Source organism: Acidicapsa acidisoli, assembly GCF_025685625.1.
In the GTDB taxonomy this organism is placed as follows: Bacteria; Acidobacteriota; Terriglobia; order Terriglobales; family Acidobacteriaceae; genus Acidicapsa; species Acidicapsa acidisoli.
On record NZ_JAGSYI010000001.1, the window covers coordinates 189,592 to 213,937 of the forward strand.

A 24,346-nucleotide genomic window follows, 5' to 3' on the forward strand; every position below is an offset into this window, starting at 1 on the left:
TTTCTGGCTGGAAAAGTCTGCTAACTGCGAGGCGGAAATACACCCTGCAAGGCAATGCAGAAGTTTAACGTGAGATACGGCATCATGTTGTTGTGCGGCTGACTGCCTCCCACGATCGCGACCATATTCGTGGCCATGGTTTGATTCTGCGAAACGCCGCTGGTGTAGGCATTCGCCGGGGTTCCCCCAGTCTTAACAAGAATTGCATTGCCCGGCTGGCCGGTCTGTCCTCCAACCCTGGCGCCGTCTACACAGTTAATGCTATGAGAGTGAGCGGGCATCTCGGAGCTGAGTATCGTGACACTATTCGAGCCGCCCGATTCGCCGAGATCGTGCAGAGACAGACCCGGACCCTGGCCCGGATGCATCGGAGCGCTCCCCTGAAGATTGGGAAGAGCAAAGTTGCTTCTCCCGTCCCCGCCGTAGGTGGTGCCCAGCAGGGAGAAGAGCGCCGTATTTTGGGAGAGGGATAACAGTTGGCCATTGCAAAAGGCCCACCCTCTTGGCGCGAAATTGAACGGAAATATCCTTATTTCTGCTACAAACGGATCGGCCATCTTGGATGCTCCTTGAGGTTAATTCTGAGAGGGGAATATTCCCGTTAAAGAGATGCAGAAGTTCAGCGTGAGATAGGGCTGCATATTCTGGTGCGGCTGGCTTCCCCCGACGGTCGCTAATGCGCCTGGGTACATACCCACGAGACTACTCCCGGAGTTGTTATATTCCGGCGCGCCACCCAACAGATTCGAGGTCGGACTTGCAGCGTTCGCAGCGACGTTCGTGGCGCCCCAGGGGTGGGTATGCGCGGGGATCTCGGCAATGGAGAGCGTGTGATTCTGCTCTCCCGCCATCTGCCCCAAAGTCTGCCCGTTGCCCATGTGTAGAGGAGTACGGCCCTGCAAATTGGGCAATCCGAAGTTCGTCCTTCCATCTCCGCCGTACGTGGTTCCGAGCAGCGAGAAGATGGCCTGGTTCTGATTGATGGGCAGCAGTTGCCCATTACACAGCGCCCAGCCTTTGGGTGCAAAACCGAAACTGAAGATTTTGATCTCGGATATGAATGGAGTACCCATCGGTCATTCTCCTTATCTTTTCGTTCAATGCCTTTGTCGGTTCGGCCCCTAAGACTGACTGGGAAACACACCGAAGAGCGAAAGGATGAAGCTGATGCACAAATACGGCTGAAAATTGTCGTGAGGCTGGCTTCCGCCTATCGATCCGATCGCTGCGGCCATCGTAGCATTACCGGGTCTGTTCAGGTCATAGATGTCGGGTCCCGAAGCAAGGAAGTTGCCGCCCGGGAGAGATGAGGTATTAGGATTCGTAGTGGCGAGGACCGTGTGGGTGTGCGCTGGCATTTGATTCGTTGTCAGAGTAACGCTTTCGGCGCCGCCATTCATGGCCAGAACGAATCCTGCCCCCGTATGGATCGGAAGCCGGCCCCTCAGGTCTGGCAGCGCGAAAGTGCTTTGGCCATCGCCCCCATAGGTAGTGCCGATGAGGTTGAAAAGGACCTCGTTTTCTGAGATGGGGAGCAACTGCCCCTCGCAGAACATCCACCCGGCTGGCGCGAAATTGCCGCCAAACATTCGAATCTCACCTACATAGGGCTGAGACATGGCTCATTTCCTCCAAGACTCAGGATTCCGCATGATCGCCTGCGGTTTCTTTGAGTCAGCGATTAAGGTGTCCGGTATAACAACGACAAACGGTACTAGGTGTTTCGCTGATTCGCAAGAGAAAAATCGAAAAAATAAATTACGGCGAACTAACTTGAAACTGCAGGCTGATCCACAGTTTCAGTTAGCGCTCGAGTCGCATATCTCCATTTTTCTTTCTTTGTTGCATTCCTTAAAGGTTGTGCTACACTTCGTCCGTCTCAGCCATGGTTGCACTGCACTCTCCCGTTTTCAGCCTGGTGATCCAACGTAGTTCGTCGCGGCGGTTCTGTTGCCGTTCCGAGCCTGGCTCTTAGCCGGTGAAGCGTGGTAGCAGCCGCGCTGCGGTGGAGGGCACATGCGGGCGATCAGAGCAGGGGTAGAGTTTCAGGCCATAGTTTTCCTAAGCCTGTTATTTGCGGCGTCGACAGGGATTTTGCAGGCGCAGACGTTCTCAAGCTCGGGGACTATAACAATCCCCCAGGGCTCTGGCACCACTGTACCTACCGCTTACCCAAGTACAGCAACTAGCTGCACTTCGACAACCCCTACGAATGCCGCATGCGTCTACGTCAACGGCCTGACTGGTAACTACACGTCGATGTCGATTACGCTCAACTACAGTTCTCTCAGCAGCCAGTCCTTTCCCGATCCTGCGATCCTGCTCGAATCCCCCAGCGGAAAGTTTCTCGATATATTGTCATTTGGATGTGCGTACGAACTCAGCCCGACGTCGGTCACTTTTACGCTCGTTGACAACGCGTCGAACGGTTTGTTCCCCCCTGCTTACGATCCAAATTCTCAAGACTGCCCAGCCTCGTTCGCAAATAGCAGCTATGAACCGGCAGCGTATGAAGTCTCGACCGACAACTTCCCCTCTCCAGGTCCTGGGAATTCCGGATATACCGTTGCAGGCAACGGCTCAAACCCCTGCGCGGGCGGTATCAATAACCCATGTACAAGCGGCGACGGAACCTTCGCTAACACCTTCTGCCCGTCTCCGTCATCGTGTGTCTCAGGCCTCAACGGAACCTGGAAATTGTACGCCGTGGACCAGGGTGACTTTCTGCCATCCCCCGCCACAGTACTTACCTGGAGCCTGACCTTCAATGTTACGGGCAGCAATGCCGCTACGACCACGACACTCCAGGCAGGGTCTCCGAACCCCGCGTTCACGTCGGGAACAGGAGACTCGGTTTCCTTTACCGCCCATGTGGAGAAATCCGACAACAGCGGGCCCGCGACCACCGGCACGGTGACACTTCACGACAACACCACGAACACAAATCTCGTCACCGCGAGTGTAGATTCGTCAGGAAATGCCACTCTCACCACGACCTTCACGACTGAAGGCACCCACAACGTAGACGCCGTTTATAACGGCGGAACGGGATTCGCTGCCAGCGCTGCCTCTAACTCGGAAAACCAGATCGCAGTAAACCACGCGACGAACCCGAGCAGTGGGACATTCTGTAATCCCGGCCCAATCACTCTTGGGTCGAACACCGGCGGGACCCCTTATCCTTCCAGGATCGTTCTAGGTCCCACGAATATTTCCGGCGACACCGAGCCGACGTTGAGCGGCACAATCGAGACTGTCACCGTGAGCCTCAATGGTTTTAACTTGCAGAGCGGTGTCGAACTGGACGACTTGGGTCTTCTGCTCCAGGCGCCCGGCACAAATACAACGGATTTATCAAGCTCCGGCAACGCATTCGAGTTTCTCTCGTGGGCGGGCAATCCCTTCACCAGCGGATCACTAACGATGTCGGACACAGGTGCGTCGGAGATCCCGGCATTCTCTGCTCCAACCTGCACTACCTGTCTGCCAACCGATGATCACGATGAGGTAGGCTCGAACAATTCAGACTCGTTCCCATCCCCGGCGCCGACGTCCTTCGTCACGGCCGCTCCGACCGGCTCAGGCACTTTCCTGACCGAGTTCGGAGGCGGAGGCGTGAGTGGCACGTGGAGCTTATATCTTGACAACCGGTTAACTACGGGCGGAACTCTAGGATCGCTCGGTTCCTGGTGTCTGAACTTCACAACACAGACCAACGCGCATCCTACCTCGACGACCGTCAGCGGATCGCCGAATCCGGTTTCCACCGCTGCCAGCACCACTCTCACCGCCAACGTTTCCGTTACCGACGGCTCAGGTTTGACTGTGAACGCAGGCACCGTAACGTTCGTCGACGGCAGCACCAACCTCGGTTCCTCTTCTGTTGTGAACGGCGTGGCCACGTTGAGCAAAACGCTCACCGAAGGCACACATCAAATCGTGGCCAGCTACAGCGGCACAAATACCGGAACCGAGTTCGGCATCAGCTCCGCAAACTTCAACCAGCGCGTCGACCACCCCACCGCAGAGTCGGGAACGGGGCCGTACACATACTGCAATGCCGGCCCGATCACAGCCCCCGGTCTGGGTGTAGATGCGGGCGCGGCTGCGCCGTATCCCTCGAACATATTTGTAACCAACCTGCCGGGCACAGTGGATGCTCTAACGGTCACATTGCACAACTTCAGTACCGATGATCAGGGCGATCTCCTCTCTCTATTAGTAGGTCCAGGAGGCAATAACCTTGACTTCTTTTCACTGACCGGCAGCAACGACTCCGGCATTTCACCAATCAACCTCACCTTCGCCGACTCAGGAAGCAGTATCGGCGGGAACATCACAGCCTCCGGCACCTACCGGCCGACGAGTGCCAACACCTCCATCACCTACCCGCAATGTCCGCCTAACGCAAGCAATTGCGCCAGCCCGGCCGTGGGACCGCCGCTACCTTCGAATCCATTTACACCAACCAACAAGGCCGAATCCGCCGGAACCGGCATCCTTGGCGACACCAGCACGGAAGGAGTCTTTGGCGGCACCAGCGCCAGCACCTATAACGGAAATGGGACTTGGAGTCTATACATGGACGATGGTGGCCCCACTGGCGGAGGAGAACTGACCAACGTTGCGGGGGGCTGGTGCGTCAACTTCACCGAAAATCTGCCGACCGTGACGGTTGCCAAATCGCACAGCGGCACGTTGACGCAGGGCCAGCAAGGAGTGCCGTTCACAATCGATATTACCAACAACGGCCGTGGCCCCACCGGCGACCCGACAGGCGGTAGCAATCCCTTGACTGTCACCGATACCCTGAACTCCGCCTATGCATATGCGGGCTTCTCGGGCACCGGCTGGAGTTGCTCAGCGACGGGACAGACAGTAACCTGCACCAACGACTCCACCGTGGCTCAGGAGAGCAGCTACGGAGCCCTGACCATCGACGTAAACGTGAGTGCGACAGCAAGCACTACCTCAAGCGTTACCAATCAGGTCCAGGTTTCCGGCGGCGGAGTCACTTCTACCAGTTCCAATGTCGACAGTGTGACTATTTTGCCGGCCGCTGTGCTGGCAGTTCAGAAAACCCACACCGGAACATTCATGCAGGGCCAAACCGCCCAATGGAACATCGCTGTCTCTAACACTGCGTCCGGGGGCTCGACCTACGGCACAATCTCGGTGTCGGACACACTGCCCACCGGCTACACACTTGCCTCGTATACGTCGACCGGCAGCGCATGGAGTTGCAGCGGCGCCAGTACGATCACTTGCACCACGACAGCGACAATATCCGGCGGGGCTGATTCGGTCATCACCCTCACCGTGAACGTCCCAGCCAATTCACCAGTCTCCGTAACGAATACCGCGAAAGCGTGGGGCGGCGGCGACCTGACCCATACCAGTTTGGCTTCGGCTGCATCGGGCGCTGACACTGCTGCCGTCGTGCAGGTGCCGGCCAGTGTGACAATCAACAATGGAGGAGGCACGCAGTCCACCACCATCGACGCCGCATTTGGCACCCCTCTTTCAGTGACGGTTGATGACGCTAACTCGGTTGTTATTCCGAGTTACTCGGTAGTCTTTACCTCCAACGCCGGAGTCAACGGACAGAGCGGAACCTTCTCCAACTCGACCGGCACCATTACGATTCCTACGAGCGCTTCCGGTATCGCCAACGCGGGCGCATTCACGGCCAATAGCAAGGCTGGCTCATATACCGTTACCGCGGTGGCAGGAAGCGTGTCTGCAACATTCAACCTGACCAACACGCCAGGCGCCCCGGCGAACATCGTACTGACAAGCGGCTCAGGCCAAAGCACGGCGATTCACACTTCTTTCACAAACCCGTTGATCGCCACATTGACCGACGTAGGCGGAAACCCGCTCTCCGGAGTGACAGTAACCTTCACCGCGCCTACGGGACTAACGCCAAGTCTGGCCTTCTCGAATGCTTCGAACACCATCAGCGAACCTACAAATGGCCTTGGCCAGGCGAGTTCCGGCTTGATGACTGCCAACGGCATCCCTGGCGGACCCTATAACGTCCAGGCCGCCGTCGGTTTGGTCACCAACAATTTCCAGTTGACGAATCTCGACAAATCATTGACGACCTTCGCGGCGCTCAGCGCTAACTCGGCCACCATCGACGTCTTCGGCTTCGGGTTAACACCGCCCAGCGGCCAGCTCGCTTTCACCGACCTCACCACAAGTAGCCCAATCACCTCTCCAGTGACGCTCAATACCTCCAGCGCTCTCACCTCGCTGCAGCCGCAGACGACCACCAGCACGGGCGCCAATTCGCTTCCTGACTGGACCGAGCTTGGCGACGTCAACGGCGACGGGAAGCTGGACCTCATCACCTCGGTCTTCCAGACCGACTCAATCAGCGTGCAGTTAGGGAATGGCGATGGAACCTTCGGGGCCGCTACAAACTACCTTATTTCCAGCGGATTCGGTCCGTCGGAGTCCCATCTGTTCAGCTTGCGCGGTAACGGAGTACTGGACATCGTCGTAGCCAGCTACAACTTGAACCAGATTGCCGTGCTGCTGGGCAATGGCAACGGTACCTTCCAGTCTCCTCAGTTCTATACCGTTGGCACAGCGGAGAATTACACGTTATCGATCGCTGCCGGCGACTTCAACCATGACGGCAACTTGGATCTGGCCATCGTCAACGGCAACGACAATACAGTCTCCATCGCTCTGGGGAATGGTACGGGGAGTCTTACCGTACAGTCGCCGGCCATCTCCGTTGGGGAAGCTCCGGTCGCCATTCGATCCGGCGACTTTAATAGCGACGGCTATTCGGATCTGGCCGTGGCCAATTTCTACAGCGGCACGGTCACCACCCTCTTGAACAACAAGAACGGGACATTTACCCCAACCACATTCTCCGCAGGCAGCGGCGTGCATTCAGGCCCGGAGGCGCTGGCCATCCAGGGTTCCGGAGACAGCCTGCAACTGGCGGTGGCCAATTACAACGACGACACCGTCAGCGTTTACAACAGCAATGGCAACGGCACTTTTGCAACTCCCAAGATCACCAGCGTCGGCAAGGGACCCGACGATCTTAACTTCGCCGACTTCAACGGCGTCGAGGAGCTTGTCGTCTCCAACTACACCGACGGGTCGGTCGATCTGCTCATCCCCAATGGGTCAGTCTATACACTTGCCGGCCCATTCAAGGTAGGCACTGGGCCTTACTCCGCCGCAGTGGGAGATATCGACCTCGATGGCACCCCCGACGTCGTGGTCTCCAATTGCTTCAGTAACAATACCGGAGCACTGCTGAGCGGGACTCAGATATCCGTCCCCTACAGTGGACTTTCGCTGGTTGCCGGTCATTCAATCCAGGCCGCATACACTCCGGATGGCAGCAGCAAATACGGAGCAAGCACTACTGCCGCCACCACCGCACCCTAGTGGGGTATTAAGCAAGGCTATGGTGTGAAGGTTCAAGAAACCGGGAACAAGAGGATCACGGCTCCATGCAGGTCCTCCTGTTTCCGGGTCTCATCCGATTGCGCGGAATTCCCCCTCGCTGACGCATACTGGAGGCAGAGCTGGAAGTAGCGGCCCTCCGGTTAGTGTCTGTACTCCCGGGATTCGCGTCCATTCGCAGTAAGAAAGTGCACAAATGCAGCGCAAAACCCCGGCTAATCGCACCTGAATTTTCCCACAAACCGCACATTCAGTTGAAGATAGATCACAAAATCAGTACCACCCCCGGGGGGTCTGCGACGCAGGCTTGTCTGCGTTGGCGATATCCTGAAACTATCAATTAGGGAACTGCGACCGATAAACTAGACTTCAGGCTGCAAATCAGTAAAAGACTGCTCAAATGATATGAAGATGAAGCTTGTTCTGGTTGCCTTGTTCCTCCTGTTCCACATTTCCGCGTCCTTCCCTCAGACGGGCATACAACCGGACCATGCTCAGTCGATCCCTCGTGCAAGAGTCATCGTTTTTGTGCATGGTCTTCACGGGAGCCGCGAGTCATGGCGGGCTTCGAACGGAGCCTATTGGCCGGATTTGGTTCGGACCGATCCGCACTTCGCTTATTCCGACGTGGAAGTTGCGGAGTATCCCACGCCCGCGTCAAACGGCAAAATGTCCAGTGTACAGTTGGCCGACATTCTATGGACGCACCTTAAGCAGGACCACGTCTGGGAGCATCGCGAGGTGGTTTTCGTCGCGCACAGCCTGGGGGGCATCCTCGTCGAGGAGATGCTGTTGAAACATCCCGCGGAGGCCGCGAAAGTCAAGTTCATCGTGTCGTATGGAACGCCGCACGAGGGCTCAACGATCGCCCGGATAGCTTCCATTTACGACAGAGACCCTCTGCTCAATGATCTCAGCGACGCAGGCGATAATACATTTCTGACTCAGCTTGAAAACAACTGGCGAGGACACAATTCCGTCAATGGAATTCATCGGTTCTGCGCTTTTGAATCGGAAGACACGACGCTCACAAACGGGTTTGGGCGCTATCTCAAGACCCATGCCCGCGTCGTCAGCTACTTCAGCGCGACCTACGGTTGCGATGTGACCACGCCGCCGCAGGAAATCCATGCCGATCATGTGCACATGATCCAACCTCTGGACCGCACATCGAGTGCCTATGATTTTTTCTACCGCGTATACCGCGACAACCCAATCCTGGAAGAACAGGTGGTCACCCGGGACAACGTGATCGCGGGCCTGGAAGCCAGTTGCGATCGGAGCAACGAGAATCTTGACTTACAGGTCCCGGTAGCTCTCGATAGCACAATGCACGAAAAAGTAGTTGCAGCTGACGCTTCTTTGTTCAATGCTGTGGACGTCCGAGACGTGAATCCAAACCCACCCGTCGTCACCAGGATCGATCCGGACGGCGTGGCCCACGTGTACTACGGATTCAGCGGGCCAGCCAAGAAGCTGTTCGTTTGTCTCGGCGCCGCCCACGCATCGTTGAAGGTTCAGTTTTCCATCGACAGGCAAGTACCGATTCGCGAGCCGCAGAATTGAACCCGAATCCGGGACAAAACATGCGACAAAGCAGTTGAAATCGCTCTAGTCCGCGCATCGATAGACTTCGTGGTTTGAATACTTCTTTGACTGGGCGCAGCAGCGTGGTTTTTCCTTCTGAATTACAGGAACACACCGCTTCGATTTGCTCCGCCCATGTGCGAATTCAAGCCTTCACGAACTGAAGATCCAGAGTAATGATGATGTCTTCTCCAACCAGAATGCCGCCCGATTCGAGAGCCGCATTCCAGCTCAGGCCGAAGTCTTTGCGGTTGATCTTTGTTGTGGCAGAAAGCCCGATACGGATGTTGCCCCAGGGATCCTTGGCAGGAACAGACGGCCCTTCCACGACGAACTCCACGTTCCGGGTTACATCCTTGATAGTTAGGTTGCCCGCGACCACCAGGTCGCCGTCGGCGTTGTGAGCTACGCGGGTCGTTTCCAGCGCCATCGTGGGGAACTGGTCCGCATGAAAAAAGTCAGGACTCTTCAGGTGACCGTCGCGTTGCGCATCGCGTGTATTGATGGAGGCAATTTCAATCGAAGCTTTAACGACGGAGTTGGTGATGTCTGCTTCGTCAAGGGTCAATGTGCCGCTCAGGCTGGTGAACTGCCCTTTTACGTTTGAGATCATCATGTGCTTTACCTTGAATTCGGCGACGGAGTGAACTGGGTCAAGATTCCAGGTGCTGATGGCGGGCGTGGTGAGTGTGGTCATGTTAGTTCTCCTTCAAACAATATGATTCGTTAAGACGATAATCGTTTCAACAAATATTTGGTTAAAAATTTTACTTTAAATTGCTGCGGCTTTCGCGCAGAAGCTCTATTAAAGCGTTGAGTCGCTTTGGGCCGAGGTGGCCGAGCACCTTGCGATGGGCTTCCCTCACCGGTTCATCCAACCGGGCAAGGCGATTGAGCCCCTCCTCGGCGATCCGGGCCATCACCAATCTGCGGTCTTTGTTCTCTCGCCACCTCAAAATCAGGTCTCGCTTTTCCATCCGGTCGAGCAAGCGCGTGATGTCCGGATCGCGCGTGATCATGCGATTACCGATTTCTCCGCAAGGCAATCCTTCAGGGGAGCCACGCAGGATGCGAAGAACGTTATATTGTGTCGAAGTTAAGTCCTCTACTTTGAGCACCGGAGACAAACGGCGGGAAAGCATATCCGTCGTACGCAGCAGTTCAAGAAATGCCGCTTCTTCCGGAAGGCCGGCATGCGGAGTCTTGCTCTCGGTGTGAACTGCGTCGATCATTTTGGCGATGTTATTCCTTATAACAAATATTGTCAAAACACACTTTAGCCAGAGCGCCATTTGCGCTGTCGGGAGAACTTATGGACGCTTTCGGCAAAGTGCGCGGATATTCGTGCAGTTTGTCCATCCGAGCTCAGCTTTCGTGGATTCAATACTGATGAGATCCAAGCCTGCAGCCTCCACAAGGCCAGTGATCGAGGAAGCGCAGTACACATTAATGTGCTCATGAACCATCAAACCGCGAGGAGTTGCAGTGGTCTTCAACTCTGCAAGCTCTGCGTCAGTGAGTTCCTGAGGTACTTCAATATAAAGATACCGGGACGCCTTCACGAAGGAAGAAACTCGCTTCAATAGAGCAAGGGGGTCAGGCACGTGCTCAAGAACGTGAGCTATCTGGACATAAGAGTAAGTTGCCAAATCTGCTTCGCTGGCAATTCGCGAGATGCCTTCCAACGGGCGGATGTCCGATATCTCGAATACATACTTTTTCCCTTGAAGTCGTGGGAGAAAACGACCGTCAGCGCCCCAAAGTCCAACATCGAAAAATCGTCTTCACTCTCAATTTTTCCCGCCAGCCATGACGTGAGCCCTCCCGCGCGAGTCTGAACCTCCTGGTCACAGGTACCTACGTCCGTCGCAATTGTTTCGTAGGTCGGCTCGTAGTGAATTCGCTCCCGGTTATAAGTGGCGGAGCGATAATCAGCGTACAAGCGACCGATTGCGTCATCGGAAAATGCATGCTTTGTCTGGACAAAGGAACAGTCGCGGCATATCTGCATTTCCAGATATGCGCCACAGCCATAGACTCTGGTAAACAGACGCTGCGGAAAGTCACACAAACGGCGCGCCAACAATTTCAGGGGATTTCGAGCTTCTGGCGTTCTCAACTCCAGGTTGAATACTCGCTTTAGAAAAAACGGAGCGACTTGTCCGGTGAATCCCAACTCTCTCAGATTTTGTGATCCGCAATTTCTACAGCCCTGCACAAGTCCTCCTTCTTGAGAGACATCCGCGCGAGAAGTGTAGCAGGCGGAGGGAGAAATCAGGTCAAAATCTGCTACGTCTTTGAGAAGATAAGGCACGTACCCGGAACGCATTTGCAGAAGCTCACGGCGTCGGCGAAAGATCTCCCATGCGGGATCAGACTGAGACCGGAATCGCCTCGTGGGTAGCGGCCATGACCATTTCGCGAATCGAGTCAATCACCAGGTCCGGCTCATCCAGATGAATCCAGTGCGCGCTGGCGGGGGCGATGACTTGCTGCACATTGTCGCCAATTTCTCCCAGGCGCCGTTCACAGAGCGGCGAGGCGCTGCCCGGCGTGAGCAGTGTGACCGGAATGCCCACGATTGGATCGGTAGCCACCATTTCACGAACCGTATCTGGCACAGACTCGACGTGGCTGCACATACCGGCGTAGTAGCTGGGGCGCGACCAGTGCGCGGCCACTATTGGCCATACTTCCTGCGGCATCTTGCCGACCTCATCCTTGATGCGCCCTAGCACATGCCGGCCACCATTTCCTGCCGCCCCGGCAAGAAAGCTCGAAATCTGGCCTGATCGACACAGCAGCGAGGTTACGGCGAGCCGGGCAAGTCCCAGATGAGCAATGGGGATTGCATAGCCTGTAAGTTTTGTCCCGCGATCGATCTGGGCCTGCTTGGTGGGATCGAGAGGCGGCCATTCCTCGCAGCGCATCGGATCGACCAATACAATTCCAGCGACATCTTCCGGATAAAGGACTGCATAGCGGCGCATTACCAGCCCGCCGAAGGAATGCCCGACAAGGACGTAGGGGGGCTTGATGCCCGCGCGTTCAAGCATGGCGTGCAACTCGATAGCAATATTGCCCGGTGTCCGAGCGGAGTTGGCCGGGCTGCTCCAGCCCAGTCCACCGCGGTCATACGAGGCCGTATGAGTAAATCGGGAGACCGTTTCCTGGATGCGGCACCAGTTCAGGTTTGTCGCGGCGATGCCGGATTCAAATAGGACGGTCGGACCGCCTGAGCCTTTTTCGAGCAGATAGAGTTTGCATCCTTGCCCGATGTTGATCCAGCGCCCAGAACCGGCATAGCGACGACGGTCCAGATGTGCGCCCAGACGTTGATACAGGAATCCCGCAGCGATAAGTGCTGCAATCGAAGCGAAGATCGTGGCAAAGATGTACATGACCCATCCTAGAAATGTGTGAGTTGCTCAGGACCGAAGTCCCTGAGGTCGAGTCTTGCCTTTGTGCTTCCGCGGTCGATTATCAGCAAAGTCGAACCGGCTTGGCCGCGAATCTTTCCTTCCACTTGGCTTGCGGACCAGACACCGCCGTTTTGGCGCAATCCGTAGTAAGTGAACTCCTTGACCGTTCCTGATGCCTTGAGTGATTTCTCTACATATACTGGAAAGCCGATACTTCGGTCCAGCCATGTGCGAACTTCGGCGTAATGAGTGTGGTCAGACGGGCCTGGTGTACTCTTCAACAGGTCGCAGTCGCGTGCGCCGAACTTCGTCTCTCCGGCCAAGACCTGTCCGGGCCAGAAATACTGGGATTCCAGGAAATCCTCGTAACTGAACCCAGCCCCAAGTGGCCCATCGCTCCATTTTTCAAACGGCAACGGAATGGGAGCCTTATCGCCAGGATGCGCGATGCGGATAGAATTCTGGCCATTTGGCCGCATTTCCAACAGGATGTGAATGCGCGTATCACCTGCGCTCCCAATCTCGCATAAGATGCGCAGTACCCCCGGAAACCAATGCACTTTCAGGGTGATCGGATAGCTTGTGCGGGCTCCGGCCGCGTCGACGTGAACGAGATGCCCGGTAGCGCGGTAATCCGCGGTCTGCAGACGCTGCTGCGGGCGAGCCAGTACGGCATGAACATCCGCCGCAGGAGCAGCAGGAGCAAGCACAGCGGGCGCAAACAACAGTGAAACTGCAAGTCCGGCGAGGTAGCATCTCACGGCTCGACCCTCCCGTCGCGGATGCGAATGTGCCGTGGAGCGGCGTTCGCGATTTCGTTCTCGTGTGTGACAACGATGAGCGTCATGCCTCGACACTCCTGAATTCCGATGAGCATCTCCATGATGCGGGCGGAATTCACGCTGTCGAGATTCCCGGTGGGCTCATCCGCCAGCAATATGGAAGGATTGTTGGCCAGCGCCCGGGCAATGGCCACGCGCTGGCGTTCTCCGCCGGAGAGCTCGTTGGGATACTGGCGCATCCGGCTTTCCAGCCCCATCTCGATCAGAAGAGATTCAGCTCTTGCCGCCCGCTCTTTGGCGTCGCTCTTGACGGCGAGCATGGGCACCTGGACGTTTTCGATGGCGCGCAAAGTGGGCATCAGGTAGAAACCCTGGAAAATGAATCCGACATGATGGGATCGATAGGTGTCAAGATCGACGTTCGTTCCCAACAGAGAGTCCTGGAAGAAAACCTGACCGCTCGTCGGGGAGTCCAGTCCTCCAATGAGCTGAAGCAGGGTGGATTTTCCGCTGCCGCTGGGCCCGCTGATAGCCACGAACTCTCCGGTATGAATCGAAAGGTCTACCCCGCGCAAGGCTTCGATGCGGCCCTCGTCATAGCTCTTGCGGAGAGCCCGCACGGCGAGGATCGGGGATCGCGGCAACGAATTAGTCATGCCTCAGCGCCTCGACGGGAGAGAGATGAGCGCCGCGCCAGGCCGGAAAAACTCCAGCCAGCAACCCGGCGAGAACGGCGACGCCGAGCGCTTCCAGCAGCAGAACGGGAGAAAATACTGCCGATACGATGCTGGCGGTCTGAGGCAGTTTGGACAAGATTTGAAGGGCCGCGCACCCGAAGAAGATGCCGAAGACACCTCCCGCGAAGCCCAGGACTGCGGCTTCGGTTTGAATCAGCAAAAGGACTTTCCAGCGCTTCCATCCAAGCGCACGCAGAATGCCGATCTCCCTGGTGCGTTCGAACACGGACATGGCCATCGTATTGGCAATTCCGAGGATGCCGATCAGAAGCGCGATGCCAGAGGTGCCCCACGCGGCCGCGTGCGCCATGACTACTAGCTGGTTATTGCTGGCGCGTTCCGCCGCAGGGACGGCGCGCAACTCAGGCAATGCGGACTCGATTTGAGCCTGCGCGCTCTCAAGATAATGCTGCGGCGATTCGCCTGCCGGAGCGGGACGCAGGCGAACATGGAATGCGGATACCTTCCCTTGCAGGCTTGCGATTTGCTGCAGCTGATCCAGTGGAAGAATAAGTGCGCTTCCTTCGAGCGCCGAGCCGCTGTGATAAACCCCGGTTACCGTCAATTTAGAGCCCTGAATATCGAGTGTGTCGCCAGCGGTCTTGTTGAGATTTGCGGCAAGCAGGTCACCGAGAATCACTTCCGGCTGGCCATCGCGAAAACGCCTGCCAGATTTGAATGCCAGCGAGTCGAGTTCGAAGGAGTCGGCCTTCCATCCGTAAGTCAACGCGGTGATCTCGGGCGTGATTTCCATCATATTTAGAATCATCGGCGTGGCACGCGCTATGTCGGGGAGAGACCTCAACTTCGCCGCAGCAGACTCATCGACCGAAGTATTGAAGAAAGTCTTCTGTATCACAGCTATATCGGTGCCGCCGCTCTGGTACACCTCCAGCCACTCGTGCTCAAAAGAGCGGGAAAAGCCGACCAGAGCTACGAATGCGCCGATTGCCATGCCGATTCCGCACAGGGTAAGGAGAGTCCTAAGACGCCTTCGCCATAGATTTCTCCATGCGAACCACGCAAAGGATAATTGGGGGGCCATATTTCGAAAAAATCCTTAGGGGTTCCGCATCGCGATCAATGTACGGGATAGCTAAGTTTATCGGGCGGTGCCCGTAGTGTCCATTTAAAGATTCTTTGTCTCGGACACTTGCAGCGCAGGACGGAACCTTAGTGCTTACTGTCTTCGTTTGAAACAGACCGGATCGCGGCTACTCATACAATTGCTTCACGCTCTTCCGGCTATCGACCATTAGCCATCGGCTCTCATATCCATTCTAGCGTGTTCTACCGGCAGTTCGGCGCATCGTGCAGCAATTCCGCGACGTCAAGGCCGGCCAGATAGCGCCGATTCTCATTCCCTCGGCGGCCGATCTATTGCACTTTGACGGACTTCACCAATAATTCCACCGAAGGCGCAACCATCAGCAGCAGCACCGCCTGCGGCTTTTCCGCGTTGGTCAAGGTCGCAAGATCCTGCTTCTGAGCTTCCATCGTCGACGCCTGGCCGCTATGCAGACTATCGAGAGCATGCAGCCCGATCTCCGCGACGTAACGCAGCGACTGCGAAACCGGAATTAGTTCCTCGGTAATATCCGACTTGGCAAGCAAAGGCTCAAGTTTCGCGTCGTTGTCACGCCACAGAACGAGCCAGTCATGCGCAGTTTGCCAGTCCTGGGAAGTGGCATTGCCCGCGACGATGCGCTTGCAGATATCCCGGAAGACACGGGCCGCATTGCTCTCTGGAGGAATCGCATCTACCAGGCGATTGAGCGGAGTGAAGCTGGTGTACTCGCGTAGTTCCTCCCGGGCATAGCCCCTGGGCGGCGCAACGACGGAAGCAAGAACGCGCAGCGCCTCCGGGTTAGGATCGCCGCTCATCCGCTCCAGCATGCGCTCCGATGCGGCCTCGTTTTCGATGCCGTAAGACTTGAGCTTCTCTGAAATAACCGCGAGGCGGCTGTACATGGAGTCCACATCGCGAACCTGCTGCGGAGACCAGAATCGCTCAGCAATCGCCGCTGTCCGGGGCCAGATGCGGCTGTCGATGTTCTCGTCGTTAACATACTCTGCCCACATCGTCGCTTCCCCGCCCAGAATGCTTGCGGTCTGTTCCGGTGTGAGCTTGTCAGCAATCCCCTCCAGCGGATCGACGAGATAGTGCTCTTCCGCGGGTTGGTTGAGGTCAATGTAATACCCGTGGGAGAGCAGTCCGCGATACCCGCGTTTAGCGGCGTCTAGCAATGAATCGCGCCCACGCCAGGACTGAATGACGACATTCTTGGGAGTATCCGGTTGCAGAACCTCATCCCATCCCTCAGCAATCTTGTGGTGACTGACCACAATCTTCTGTACCCGCCCGCTGAACCACGCCTGCAAAGCCGCGTTGTCCTTCAAGTTGTGGGTCCGCTTGAACTCCTGGATCTGCGGGTTGGCGTCCCATTCCTTGCCATTGCATTCGTCTCCGCCAATATGGAAGTAAGCATCGGGAAAGAGGCCTGCCATTTCGCCGATAAAGAGATTCAGGAACTGGTAGGTGCTCTCGCGCGTCGGGTCCATCGCCGGGTCGAAGATGCCCCACTTGCGCTCAATCTGATACGGTCCTTTGCCGCTGGCAAGCTGCGGATACCCGACAAACCACGCAGTCGCGTGCGCCGGCATATCAAATTCCGGAACTACACGAATACCGCGATCCCGAGCGTATTCAATGACATGACGGATCTGCTCCTGCGTGTAATACAGACCATCCGACCCCTTCTGTTGCAGCAAGGGAAAGACTTTACTCTCGACACGAACACCCTGGTCCTCGGAAAGATGCCAATGAAAAACATTCATCTTGACCGCTTCCATCGCGTCCAGATTGCGCTCGATCACTGGGATCGATGTGAAATGACGCCCTGAGTCGATCATCAGGCCCCGCCAGGGAAAACGCGGTTTATCGTCAATCGTCAGAGCCGGAACAGTGAAACCGTGCGGAGTAATCCGCACCAGTTGCAGAAAGGTCTGCATCCCGTGCATTACGCCCAGCGGATTTGCCGCTGTGAGCCGAACCCCATCCGGCGAAATCGCCAGTCGGTAAGACTCGTCTTCTCCAAGTTGCTGAATTACCGCGCTAGGTCCCGCTGTATGTATCTGGAAATGCGCGGCACCGTCAGACGCCGTTCCCTCTACCGACGTTCCCAAAGCCACCTCGCGGACAAACGGTATGCCCGTTTCGCTGAAAAGAGTGGCCAGGAAGCGTTCGCGAGCACGGAACAAACGCGGTTCCGTGAATCCATCAAAAGCCATGCGAAATTGCCCATCGACGATAAACTCTCCCTGACCTGGCGTGACGCTCGCCGGTAAAGGCATGATCGGCAATGGCTCCGGAGTCGAACTCTGAGCCTGGGAGAAAGTTGAAACTGCGCCAAGGAACACAACCAGGGAAAGCAGACGATGCGGCCAGCGGGCAGGGGTCAAGTCGGACTTCTCCACACGAAAAGAATATTCAGGTATAAGCCTAGGGTTTAGCTTCCACGATTCTGTCACCCCACCCCCTGAATGAGCAATCAGGATTTACCGGAGCGACTGCTTACACCGGCAATGTAAGAATTGTGCTTACGCCAGGTTTTTGATAGCATCTACCAACATATGGTTTGCGCTTCCCCAAGCCGCTCTTGTTGTCGCCTGTCGAACATCTTCGACGGGTGCTTATTCTAATCTCCGATTTCCGAGCGCAAATAATCGAGTGATCCAGAGGCCACACCCGTAGTTCTTGAGCCGGGTTAGCCTTTTGCGATTCCGGCGTTTAGCACACCAGGAAGTATCGAGGTTTGCATGCCGGCTATAGAAAACCAAGTCGATTCGCAATTCGCAGCCGCGAATCTGTTCGCTCCGACGCTCCCAAGCCATCTGCGGCTGCTTGAGGCGGAGAACATCCACATTCTGCGCGAGGTCGCCTCGAAATCAGGAGCAGTTTCATGACCACACAGTTCATTCCCACGCCTGAAGTCAAGACCGAAGGCAACCCGCCAGTCAAACCTGTCAAGGAAACCAAGGCGCAGCGCTCGGAACGGCTGAAGCGGGAGAAAAACCCCTGGGAAGCCTTCGAGGAAATCCGCCAGTTTGCGCGTGACGGCCGGGCCAGCGTGCTACCGGAATGGGCTGAGTTCTATTTCAAATGGTGGGGAATCTATACGCAGGGCGACGGCGCAGGCGTCACGGGGGGCACTGGTGGAACAGGGAAAGCCACCGAATACTTCATGATGCGTATTGGCATTCCCAACGGTATCGCTACCGCGGCGCAGCTTCGCGTCATCGGCACACTAGCGCGCGATCATGCCCGAAACCTGGCCGACATCACCACCCGACAAGCCATCCAATTGCATTGGCTGACAGTGGACTCTTTGCCCAAGGCGGTTGAGGCACTGGATTCCGTCGGCCTCTCGCCTCGTGGAGCTTGCGGCGACGTGGCGCGCAACGTTACCGGATGCCCGGTTGCAGGCCTCGACGGGCATGAGTTGATCGACGCATCCCACCTGGCGCGGGCCGTCGCGCGAGAGGTGAACGGAAACTCCGAATTCTACAATCTGCCGCGCAAGTTCAAAATCACGGTTACTGGCTGCCCCGTTTGGTGTTCCTACCCGGAAATCAACGACATCGCTGTCACTGCCGTTCGAAACGGCGACGAGATCGGCTTTTCCGTCCGGGTAGGCGGTGGACTTTCCGCCGATCCCCATCTGGCAGTGAAGCTGGACGCTTTCGTTCGCGAAGATCAGGCCGTCGCAGTCGTTCGCGGCATCACAGAGATCTTCCGCGAGCAGCAGGGGCTGCGGGAGAGCCGCGACCGCGCCCGCATGAAGCATCTTTTCCTCCGCGAAGGATGGACAGCCGAGCGTTTTCTTGAAGAATTGCAAACGAAGCTGCCCTTCCAATTGGCGCCCGGGGTGGACGACGCAGTTCCGGACGACGTCTTTCGCGATCACGTCGGAGTTCGCCCGCAGAAGCAGCCCGGGCTTTACTCGGTGGGCGCAACCGTGCTCAACGGGCGCATGAGCGGCGAACAGTTGCTGGCTATCGCAGATCTCTCGGAGAAGTATGCCGGCTCGGAGTTTCGCACTACGGTGATGCAGAACTTCATTCTTCCGCACGTCCCGCAGGCCAATCTCGAATCTATGCTGGGCGGACTCGCCGGATTAGGCCTGACCGTGGAAGCCACGAACTTCTGGCGCGGCACGGTAGCCTGCACAGGCACAGAGTTCTGCAAACTGGCCATTACTGAAACCAAAGGCTTTGCACGTTGGCTCGTGGAAGAACTGGAAGGCCGCTTGCCTGGTTTCGATCAACAAATCAAATTGCATGTAACCGGCTGCCCCAATAGCTGCGGACAACACTGGATCGCCGATGTGGGCCTCGAAGGCAAGAAGATCAAGCACGACGGCAAACTCGCCGACGCTTGGTCGTTTGCGCTCGGAGGCGCGTTGGGCGTCCACTCCGGAGTAGCACGACTGGTCAATTACAGATGCCTCTCAGCCGACGTTCCCGATGCATTGGAGCGCCTTTTCCGCAGCTATTTGGCCTCGCGCAGCGAAAAGCAGAATCTCCGTTCCTGGTTTGCGAACAGGTCCAACGAGGAGTTGCGCGACATTCTTGAAGCAAACGCGCCTTCGGTGGATTAGGGGCGGTCGAGTCCTAAACCGAATGCTTGGAGAAGAATGCTCTTGTCCATCTGGCGTCGCAGGGTGGAAAATAATCGGTTGCCGAAAATGTAATCCTTTTCATCCATCCGCAGAACCATCTCCCGTTCGGATGATCTGGATCGTGTGCCATCCATAATTGTGCATACGCCGATTCCCTGAATTGCCTTACGACCGACAGGAGTTTGGATCTCAATGCAAAGACGTGATTTTCTCAAGACGACCGGCACTCTGATTGCCGGCGCGACTGTAGTACGCCCCGGCCTAGCGTCGGACGCAAACTCTTCCCGCGCTCAGGGCCGGACCATTCTCCCCATCAATCGAAATTGGCGGTACAGCCGCACCTTCACCGACGCCGCTGTCGCTCCCGCCTTTGACGATTCGTCCTTCGAGCGCGTCGTCGTTCCACATACGAACGTGAAGCTCCCATGGCATAGCTTCGACGATAAAACCTACGAGTTCATCTCCGTCTACCGCCGACGCTTCAAACTCCCTGCTTCCGTGCGTGGCCAACGCGTCTTTGTCGACTTCGAAGGCGTGATGACCGCCTCAACCGTCTGGATCAACGGAACAAATCTGGGCGAATATAAAGGCGGATTCACTCCATTCTCCTTCGAACTCACCGACCATGTGAACTGGAATGGCGAGAATGTCCTGGCAGTCAAGGTCGACTCCACGGAACGCGCCGATATTCCTCCGTTTGGCTATCAGATCGACTATCTGACCTTCGGCGGCATCTATCGCGAAGTAGCCTTACGAATCGTTCCGCACACTTATATTGAGAACATATTCGCTCAGCCAAAGAACGTCCTTACCGACGCGCCAACTGTGGATGTAAAGTGTTTCTTGCAGAGCGCGGGCGGAGCTCAGGATAATCTTTCTCTTGAAGTAACACTCAAGAGTGGCGAAAGCGTTGTCGGAACAGCTTCCAAGCGAATCGACAGCCTGGACTCAAGCAGCGATCCGGCATCGACAACCGTTACCCTCAGCAACTTCGGCAAAGTCGATCTCTGGGATCTTTCCCATCCGCACTTATACACCGTTCAGGTGAAGCTACTACGTAGCGGTCATGTCGAGGACGAAGAAAGCCGCACCGTCGGCTTCCGCGAAGCGGAGTTTACTGACCATGGATTCGAACTAAACGGCAAAGCTATCAAGCTACGCGGACTCGACCGGCACCAGACCTTTCCATTTGTGGGTCAGGCCATGCCGGGCCGAGTACAGCGTCGCGACGCGATCATCCTAAGGCAAAAGCTGAAATGCAACATCGTCCGCACTTCACACTATCCCCAATCACGCCACTTTCTCGATGCCTGCGACGAAATCGGCCTTCTGGTTCTTGAAGAGATTCCCGGTTGGCAGCATATCGGCGATGTTCCATGGCAGGATATTTCGGTGGACAACGTCAGCCGCATGATTCGTCGCGACTGGAACCACCCGTCGATCATTCTCTGGGGAGTCAGGATCAACGAATCACGCGATAATCACGACTTCTACACCCGGACGAACGCGATGGCGCATAGTCTCGATTCCTCGCGCCAGACGGGCGGAATCCGATACTTCCAGGAATCTGAATTTCTCGAAGACGTCTTCACCATGAACGACTTCGGCTTCCCTCTGAAAGCGCCCAATCACCCCCGCTATTTGAATACTGAGTTCGTCGGACACACCTATCCCACGAAGACCATCGACAATGTCGAGAGGCTCACCGAGCACACACTGCGCCACGCTCGGATTCATGACCAACTAGCCTCAAATCCGCAATATGCCGGAGGCATTGGCTGGTGCGCCTTCGACTACAACACGCACAGTGATTTCGGATCGGGCGACCGCATCTGCTATCACGGAGTAACGGATATCTTCCGCGAACCCAAGCCAGCCGCCGGCTTCTACAAATCCCAATGCGACCCCGAAGAAGAAATCGTCCTCGAACCGTCGTTTCACTGGGCCAGAGGCGATCAATCCATCGGCTTTTCGAAGGCAGTTGTCTGCTCGAACTGCGATCATCTCAAGTTCTATGTCAAGGACAAACTCATCGCGGAAGTCGACCCCGACCGCGCTCAGTTCCCGAATCTTCGTTATGCGCCGTTTGTAGCGGATGTGGGCAAAGGAATCGATCCCTGGGGTGATCTCCGAATTGAGGGCTATATTCAGGGCAAGCAGGTCATCGCAAAGCGGTACTCCAGCAAAGGCATTGAACAGAAGTTCTCGCTTGTCGCTGACGATCTTTCCCTTCACGGAGACGGCGCCGACACAACCAGGGTCGTCCTCGCAGTGACGGATGAATTCGGCGCAATTTGTCCATTCGCGGACGATGCCATCAAGCTGGAAGTCGAAGGACCCGCAGAGATCATCGGAGACAACCCATTTGCATTGGTAGGGGGCACGGGGGCAATCTGGATTCGAGCGAAGGAACAGGCAGGAATCGTGCACCTGCGAGGCCATCATCCTGTTTTAGGTCAGCAGGAGATTCAGATCACTGTCTCGCCAAGCGCATCGGAATTGGCGTAACGAGCAGCCCGATCGATTGAGCGCGCCAGGAAGGGACGGGCTTTAGGAAATGGACCGACAGCAGATGTTGGATCGCATGTCCCGGCGAGAGACTCCGTGGGACATGGTCATCATCGGCGGCGGCGCCACTGGCGTAGGCGTCGCCATCGATGCAGCCTCGCGCGGCTTCGAGGTCCTTCTGCTGGAGGCTCGGGATTTCGGAAAGGGAACCTCAAGCCGCAGCACCAAGCTCATCCATGGCGGAGTACGTTATCTCGAACAGGGAAACATCTCCCTCGTGATGGAAGCACTCAAGGAGCGAGGTCTGTTGCGCCAGAACGCTCCGCATCTCGTTCACGACCTCGCATTCATCGTCCCCAATTACTCATGGTGGGAAGCGCCCTTCTACGGCATCGGCATGAAGGTCTATGACCTGCTCGCAGGTAAGTACGGATTCGGCAGATCACGCATTCTCTCCGCCGAAGAAACCATCGAGCAGCTCCCTAACCTGCAGACCGATGGCCTTCGCGGAGGCGTCATCTACTACGACGGTCAGTTCGACGACACCCGCCTGCTGATCCACATGGCTGCCACCTCTGCGGATCACGGAGCCACGCTGTTGAATTATGCTCCCGTCCTTGAAATCACCAAAGGGGAGGATGGCTTTGCCGACGGCGTCATTTTGAAAGACGAAGAGAACGGGCGGCAGTTCAAAGCCGCTGCTCGCGTGGTCATCAACGCCACGGGCATCTTCGCGGATCAAGTGCGCCGCATGACCGACCCCGATGCAAAGAAAATGATCGCTCCCAGCCAGGGAATTCATCTCGTCTTCGAGCGATCCTTCCTGCGCGCGGACGCAGCCATCATGGTCCCGAAAACCAGCGACGGGCGCGTCCTTTTTGCAATTCCCTGGCACGGCCATACAGTCGTCGGCACAACAGACACGCCGATTCAGGAGCCCAGTTACGAACCGCTCCCTTTTGAAGAAGAGATAGAATTCATCCTCGACACGGCGGCGCAGTTCCTCAGCCGCCCTCCCACTCGCGATGACATTTTGAGCGTCTACGTCGGTATTCGCCCGCTCGTAAAAGCAGAGGGAGATGGCGGCGAGAAGACATCCGCGCTTTCGCGCGATCATACGATTCATATCGACTCCGCCGGGCTGATCACCATCGTCGGCGGCAAGTGGACAACTTACCGGTACATGGCAGAGGATTGCGTCAACCACGCAATCACTCTAGGCAGACTTGAAGATATCCCGTGCATCACCAGATCTTTGAAACTCCACGGCTATCACGAAGCCTCGGAAGAACTGGGCAACCTATGGGTCTACGGCTCCGATGCGGAAGGTGTAAGAGCCATTGCGTCTGACGACACAAAGCTGCTCGAACCGATGCATCCCGATCTCACCTATTGCGAGGCCGAAGTCCTCTGGGCCATTCGCCACGAAATGGCTCGCACCGTGGAAGATGTGCTTTCCCGCAGAACCCGCGCGCTCTTATTGAATGCCAGAGCTGCAATTTTGCTCGCACCAAAAGTGGCTGAGATCATGGCGAAGGAGTTAGGCGAGGATGCCGCGTGGGCAGCAAATCAGGTGGCCGCGTTTCGCGCCCTCGCCCAGAATTATCTCGTCCAATAACTCTACTTCGTCAGTGCGTCCAGATCGAGATTGAGTTCCAGCACATTCACCCGTGGTTCGCCAAGAATACCTAGCGTGCGTGAAGTAATATGCGCAGCGACCAGCTTGTTCACAGCTTCGTCGCTCAGATGGCGGGCCTGTGCAATACGATGAACTTGATAGTAGGCCGAGTCGGGAGTGATATCCGGATCGAGTCCCGAGCCGGAAGTCGTGACCAGATCAATCGGTACAGGCTTGCCCGGATTTTGCGCTTGCAGTTTGTCGATATCGCCCTGAAGGCGTTGGACAAGCTTCTGGCTCGACTGGGCGAGGTTAGAGCCACCAGAGCTGGTGGCGTCATAGCCATTGCCCGCAGCCGACGGTCGCGGATGAAAATAGCGGTCGCTGATGAAGCTCTGGGCCAGCAAAGATGAGCCGATAACGTGGCCATCCTTGAGAATGAGGCTACCACTGGCTTGATGTGGAAAGAGCGCGCCGGCGATGCCTGTGAGAACAAGTGGATAAGCGAATCCCAGCAGCACAGTCGTTACCAGCGTGAAACGAATAGAAGTCTTCCAGACGGAATGCACAGCGA

General features: G+C 56.5%; 19 protein-coding genes. 6 read left to right on the forward strand and 13 right to left on the reverse strand.

All coding sequences use genetic code 11. The features are described from left to right. Positions 1–20: 20 nt before the first annotated feature. From OHL23_RS00725 to OHL23_RS00735, 3 genes are read right to left on the reverse strand one after another with little or no spacing between them, the layout of a single operon-like run. On the reverse strand, positions 21–557 hold the full coding sequence (locus OHL23_RS00725; RefSeq protein ID WP_263349828.1) for a phage tail protein: 537 nt from the start codon (positions 555–557) through the stop codon (positions 21–23). An 18-nt stretch (positions 558–575) separates the two neighbouring features. Further along, positions 576–1,073, reverse strand: a complete 498-nt coding sequence (locus tag OHL23_RS00730) for a phage tail protein (protein WP_263349829.1) — start codon at positions 1,071–1,073, stop codon at positions 576–578. A gap of 48 nt (positions 1,074–1,121) precedes the next feature. Continuing rightward, on the reverse strand, positions 1,122–1,619 hold the full coding sequence (locus OHL23_RS00735; protein ID WP_263349830.1) for a phage tail protein: 498 nt from the start codon (positions 1,617–1,619) through the stop codon (positions 1,122–1,124). A 397-nt stretch (positions 1,620–2,016) separates the two neighbouring features. On the opposite strand from OHL23_RS00735, the gene OHL23_RS00740 reads away from it, so the two are divergent. Both OHL23_RS00740 and OHL23_RS00745 read left to right on the forward strand, forming a co-directional pair. After that, positions 2,017–7,419: a beta strand repeat-containing protein gene (locus tag OHL23_RS00740; protein WP_263349831.1), complete on the forward strand. Its 5,403-nt coding sequence runs from the start codon at positions 2,017–2,019 to the stop codon at positions 7,417–7,419. Between the two features lie 429 nt (positions 7,420–7,848). After that, entirely contained in the window at positions 7,849–9,003 is a 1,155-nt protein-coding gene (locus tag OHL23_RS00745; RefSeq protein ID WP_263349832.1) for an esterase/lipase family protein, read from the forward strand. Between the two features lie 166 nt (positions 9,004–9,169). Here the strand turns inward: OHL23_RS00745 and OHL23_RS00750 are convergent, their stop codons facing one another. The 9 genes from OHL23_RS00750 to OHL23_RS00785 all read right to left on the reverse strand — a co-directional run bounded on the left by OHL23_RS00750 (position 9,170) and on the right by OHL23_RS00785 (position 17,427). Next, a complete protein-coding gene (locus OHL23_RS00750) occupies positions 9,170–9,721 on the reverse strand; it encodes a YceI family protein (RefSeq protein ID WP_263349833.1) in 552 nt (183 codons plus the stop codon). Positions 9,722–9,791: 70 nt separating this feature from the next. Beyond that, positions 9,792–10,256 (reverse strand): MarR family winged helix-turn-helix transcriptional regulator, encoded by a 465-nt coding sequence (locus OHL23_RS00755; protein ID WP_263349834.1) that lies wholly within the window; start codon positions 10,254–10,256, stop codon positions 9,792–9,794. A gap of 78 nt (positions 10,257–10,334) precedes the next feature. Next, complete coding sequence (locus tag OHL23_RS28660) at positions 10,335–10,709, reverse strand: methyltransferase domain-containing protein (RefSeq protein ID WP_396127249.1); 375 nt, start codon at positions 10,707–10,709, stop codon at positions 10,335–10,337. Then, a complete protein-coding gene (locus OHL23_RS00760) occupies positions 10,646–11,338 on the reverse strand; it encodes a hypothetical protein (protein ID WP_263349835.1) in 693 nt (230 codons plus the stop codon). Before OHL23_RS00760 ends, OHL23_RS28660 begins: the two co-directional genes overlap by 64 nt. A 58-nt stretch (positions 11,339–11,396) precedes the next feature. Next, on the reverse strand, positions 11,397–12,425 hold the full coding sequence (locus tag OHL23_RS00765; RefSeq protein WP_263349836.1) for an alpha/beta hydrolase: 1,029 nt from the start codon (positions 12,423–12,425) through the stop codon (positions 11,397–11,399). 8 nt (positions 12,426–12,433) lie between these two features. After that, positions 12,434–13,207 carry an outer membrane lipoprotein-sorting protein gene (locus OHL23_RS00770; RefSeq protein WP_263349837.1) on the reverse strand — a complete coding sequence of 258 codons (774 nt, stop codon included), beginning with the start codon at positions 13,205–13,207 and terminating at the stop codon, positions 12,434–12,436. Further along, positions 13,204–13,884, reverse strand: coding sequence for an ABC transporter ATP-binding protein (locus OHL23_RS00775; RefSeq protein WP_263349838.1), 681 nt, complete (start codon positions 13,882–13,884; stop codon positions 13,204–13,206). The genes OHL23_RS00770 and OHL23_RS00775 overlap by 4 nt, the downstream gene beginning before the upstream one ends. After that, the gene (locus tag OHL23_RS00780) at positions 13,877–15,010 is read right to left on the reverse strand and encodes an ABC transporter permease (protein WP_263349840.1); all 1,134 of its coding nucleotides are present in this window, start codon (positions 15,008–15,010) and stop codon (positions 13,877–13,879) included. The genes OHL23_RS00775 and OHL23_RS00780 overlap by 8 nt, the downstream gene beginning before the upstream one ends. A 332-nt stretch (positions 15,011–15,342) precedes the next feature. After that, positions 15,343–17,427, reverse strand: coding sequence for a beta-N-acetylhexosaminidase (locus OHL23_RS00785; protein ID WP_263349841.1), 2,085 nt, complete (start codon positions 17,425–17,427; stop codon positions 15,343–15,345). 357 nt (positions 17,428–17,784) lie between these two features. On the opposite strand from OHL23_RS00785, the gene OHL23_RS00790 reads away from it, so the two are divergent. From OHL23_RS00790 to OHL23_RS00805, 4 genes are all read left to right on the forward strand, one after another. Continuing rightward, entirely contained in the window at positions 17,785–17,931 is a 147-nt protein-coding gene (locus OHL23_RS00790) for a hypothetical protein (RefSeq protein ID WP_263349843.1), read from the forward strand. Beyond that, entirely contained in the window at positions 17,928–19,625 is a 1,698-nt protein-coding gene (locus OHL23_RS00795; protein WP_263349844.1) for a nitrite/sulfite reductase, read from the forward strand. Before OHL23_RS00790 ends, OHL23_RS00795 begins: the two co-directional genes overlap by 4 nt. A 213-nt stretch (positions 19,626–19,838) precedes the next feature. After that, positions 19,839–22,154, forward strand: coding sequence for a glycoside hydrolase family 2 protein (locus tag OHL23_RS00800; RefSeq protein ID WP_263349846.1), 2,316 nt, complete (start codon positions 19,839–19,841; stop codon positions 22,152–22,154). A 49-nt stretch (positions 22,155–22,203) separates the two neighbouring features. After that, positions 22,204–23,772: a glycerol-3-phosphate dehydrogenase/oxidase gene (locus OHL23_RS00805; protein WP_263349847.1), complete on the forward strand. Its 1,569-nt coding sequence runs from the start codon at positions 22,204–22,206 to the stop codon at positions 23,770–23,772. Positions 23,773–23,774: 2 nt separating this feature from the next. On the opposite strand, the gene kdpC is transcribed toward OHL23_RS00805, so the two are convergent. After that, entirely contained in the window at positions 23,775–24,341 is a 567-nt protein-coding gene (gene kdpC / locus OHL23_RS00810; RefSeq protein ID WP_263349849.1) for a potassium-transporting ATPase subunit KdpC, read from the reverse strand. Between the last annotated feature and the right edge of the window lie 5 nt (positions 24,342–24,346).

Excerpts from the sequence above, each read along its gene's own strand:
- OHL23_RS00780 (WP_263349840.1), bottom strand. The coding sequence starts at position 15,010 with ATGGCCCCCCAATTATCCTTTGCGTGGTTCGCATGGAGAAATCTATGG.
- OHL23_RS00805 (WP_263349847.1), top strand. The coding sequence starts at position 22,204 with ATGGACCGACAGCAGATGTTGGATCGCATGTCCCGGCGAGAGACTCCG.
- OHL23_RS00795 (WP_263349844.1), top strand. The coding sequence starts at position 17,928 with ATGACCACACAGTTCATTCCCACGCCTGAAGTCAAGACCGAAGGCAAC.
- OHL23_RS00775 (WP_263349838.1), bottom strand. The coding sequence starts at position 13,884 with ATGACTAATTCGTTGCCGCGATCCCCGATCCTCGCCGTGCGGGCTCTC.
- OHL23_RS00800 (WP_263349846.1), top strand. The coding sequence starts at position 19,839 with ATGCAAAGACGTGATTTTCTCAAGACGACCGGCACTCTGATTGCCGGC.
- OHL23_RS00790 (WP_263349843.1), top strand. The coding sequence starts at position 17,785 with ATGCCGGCTATAGAAAACCAAGTCGATTCGCAATTCGCAGCCGCGAAT.
- OHL23_RS00745 (WP_263349832.1), top strand. The coding sequence starts at position 7,849 with ATGAAGCTTGTTCTGGTTGCCTTGTTCCTCCTGTTCCACATTTCCGCG.
- OHL23_RS00750 (WP_263349833.1), bottom strand. The coding sequence starts at position 9,721 with ATGACCACACTCACCACGCCCGCCATCAGCACCTGGAATCTTGACCCA.
- OHL23_RS00725 (WP_263349828.1), bottom strand. The coding sequence starts at position 557 with ATGGCCGATCCGTTTGTAGCAGAAATAAGGATATTTCCGTTCAATTTC.
- OHL23_RS00755 (WP_263349834.1), bottom strand. The coding sequence starts at position 10,256 with ATGATCGACGCAGTTCACACCGAGAGCAAGACTCCGCATGCCGGCCTT.
- OHL23_RS00735 (WP_263349830.1), bottom strand. The coding sequence starts at position 1,619 with ATGTCTCAGCCCTATGTAGGTGAGATTCGAATGTTTGGCGGCAATTTC.
- OHL23_RS00730 (WP_263349829.1), bottom strand. The coding sequence starts at position 1,073 with ATGGGTACTCCATTCATATCCGAGATCAAAATCTTCAGTTTCGGTTTT.
- OHL23_RS00740 (WP_263349831.1), top strand. The coding sequence starts at position 2,017 with ATGCGGGCGATCAGAGCAGGGGTAGAGTTTCAGGCCATAGTTTTCCTA.
- OHL23_RS00765 (WP_263349836.1), bottom strand. The coding sequence starts at position 12,425 with ATGTACATCTTTGCCACGATCTTCGCTTCGATTGCAGCACTTATCGCT.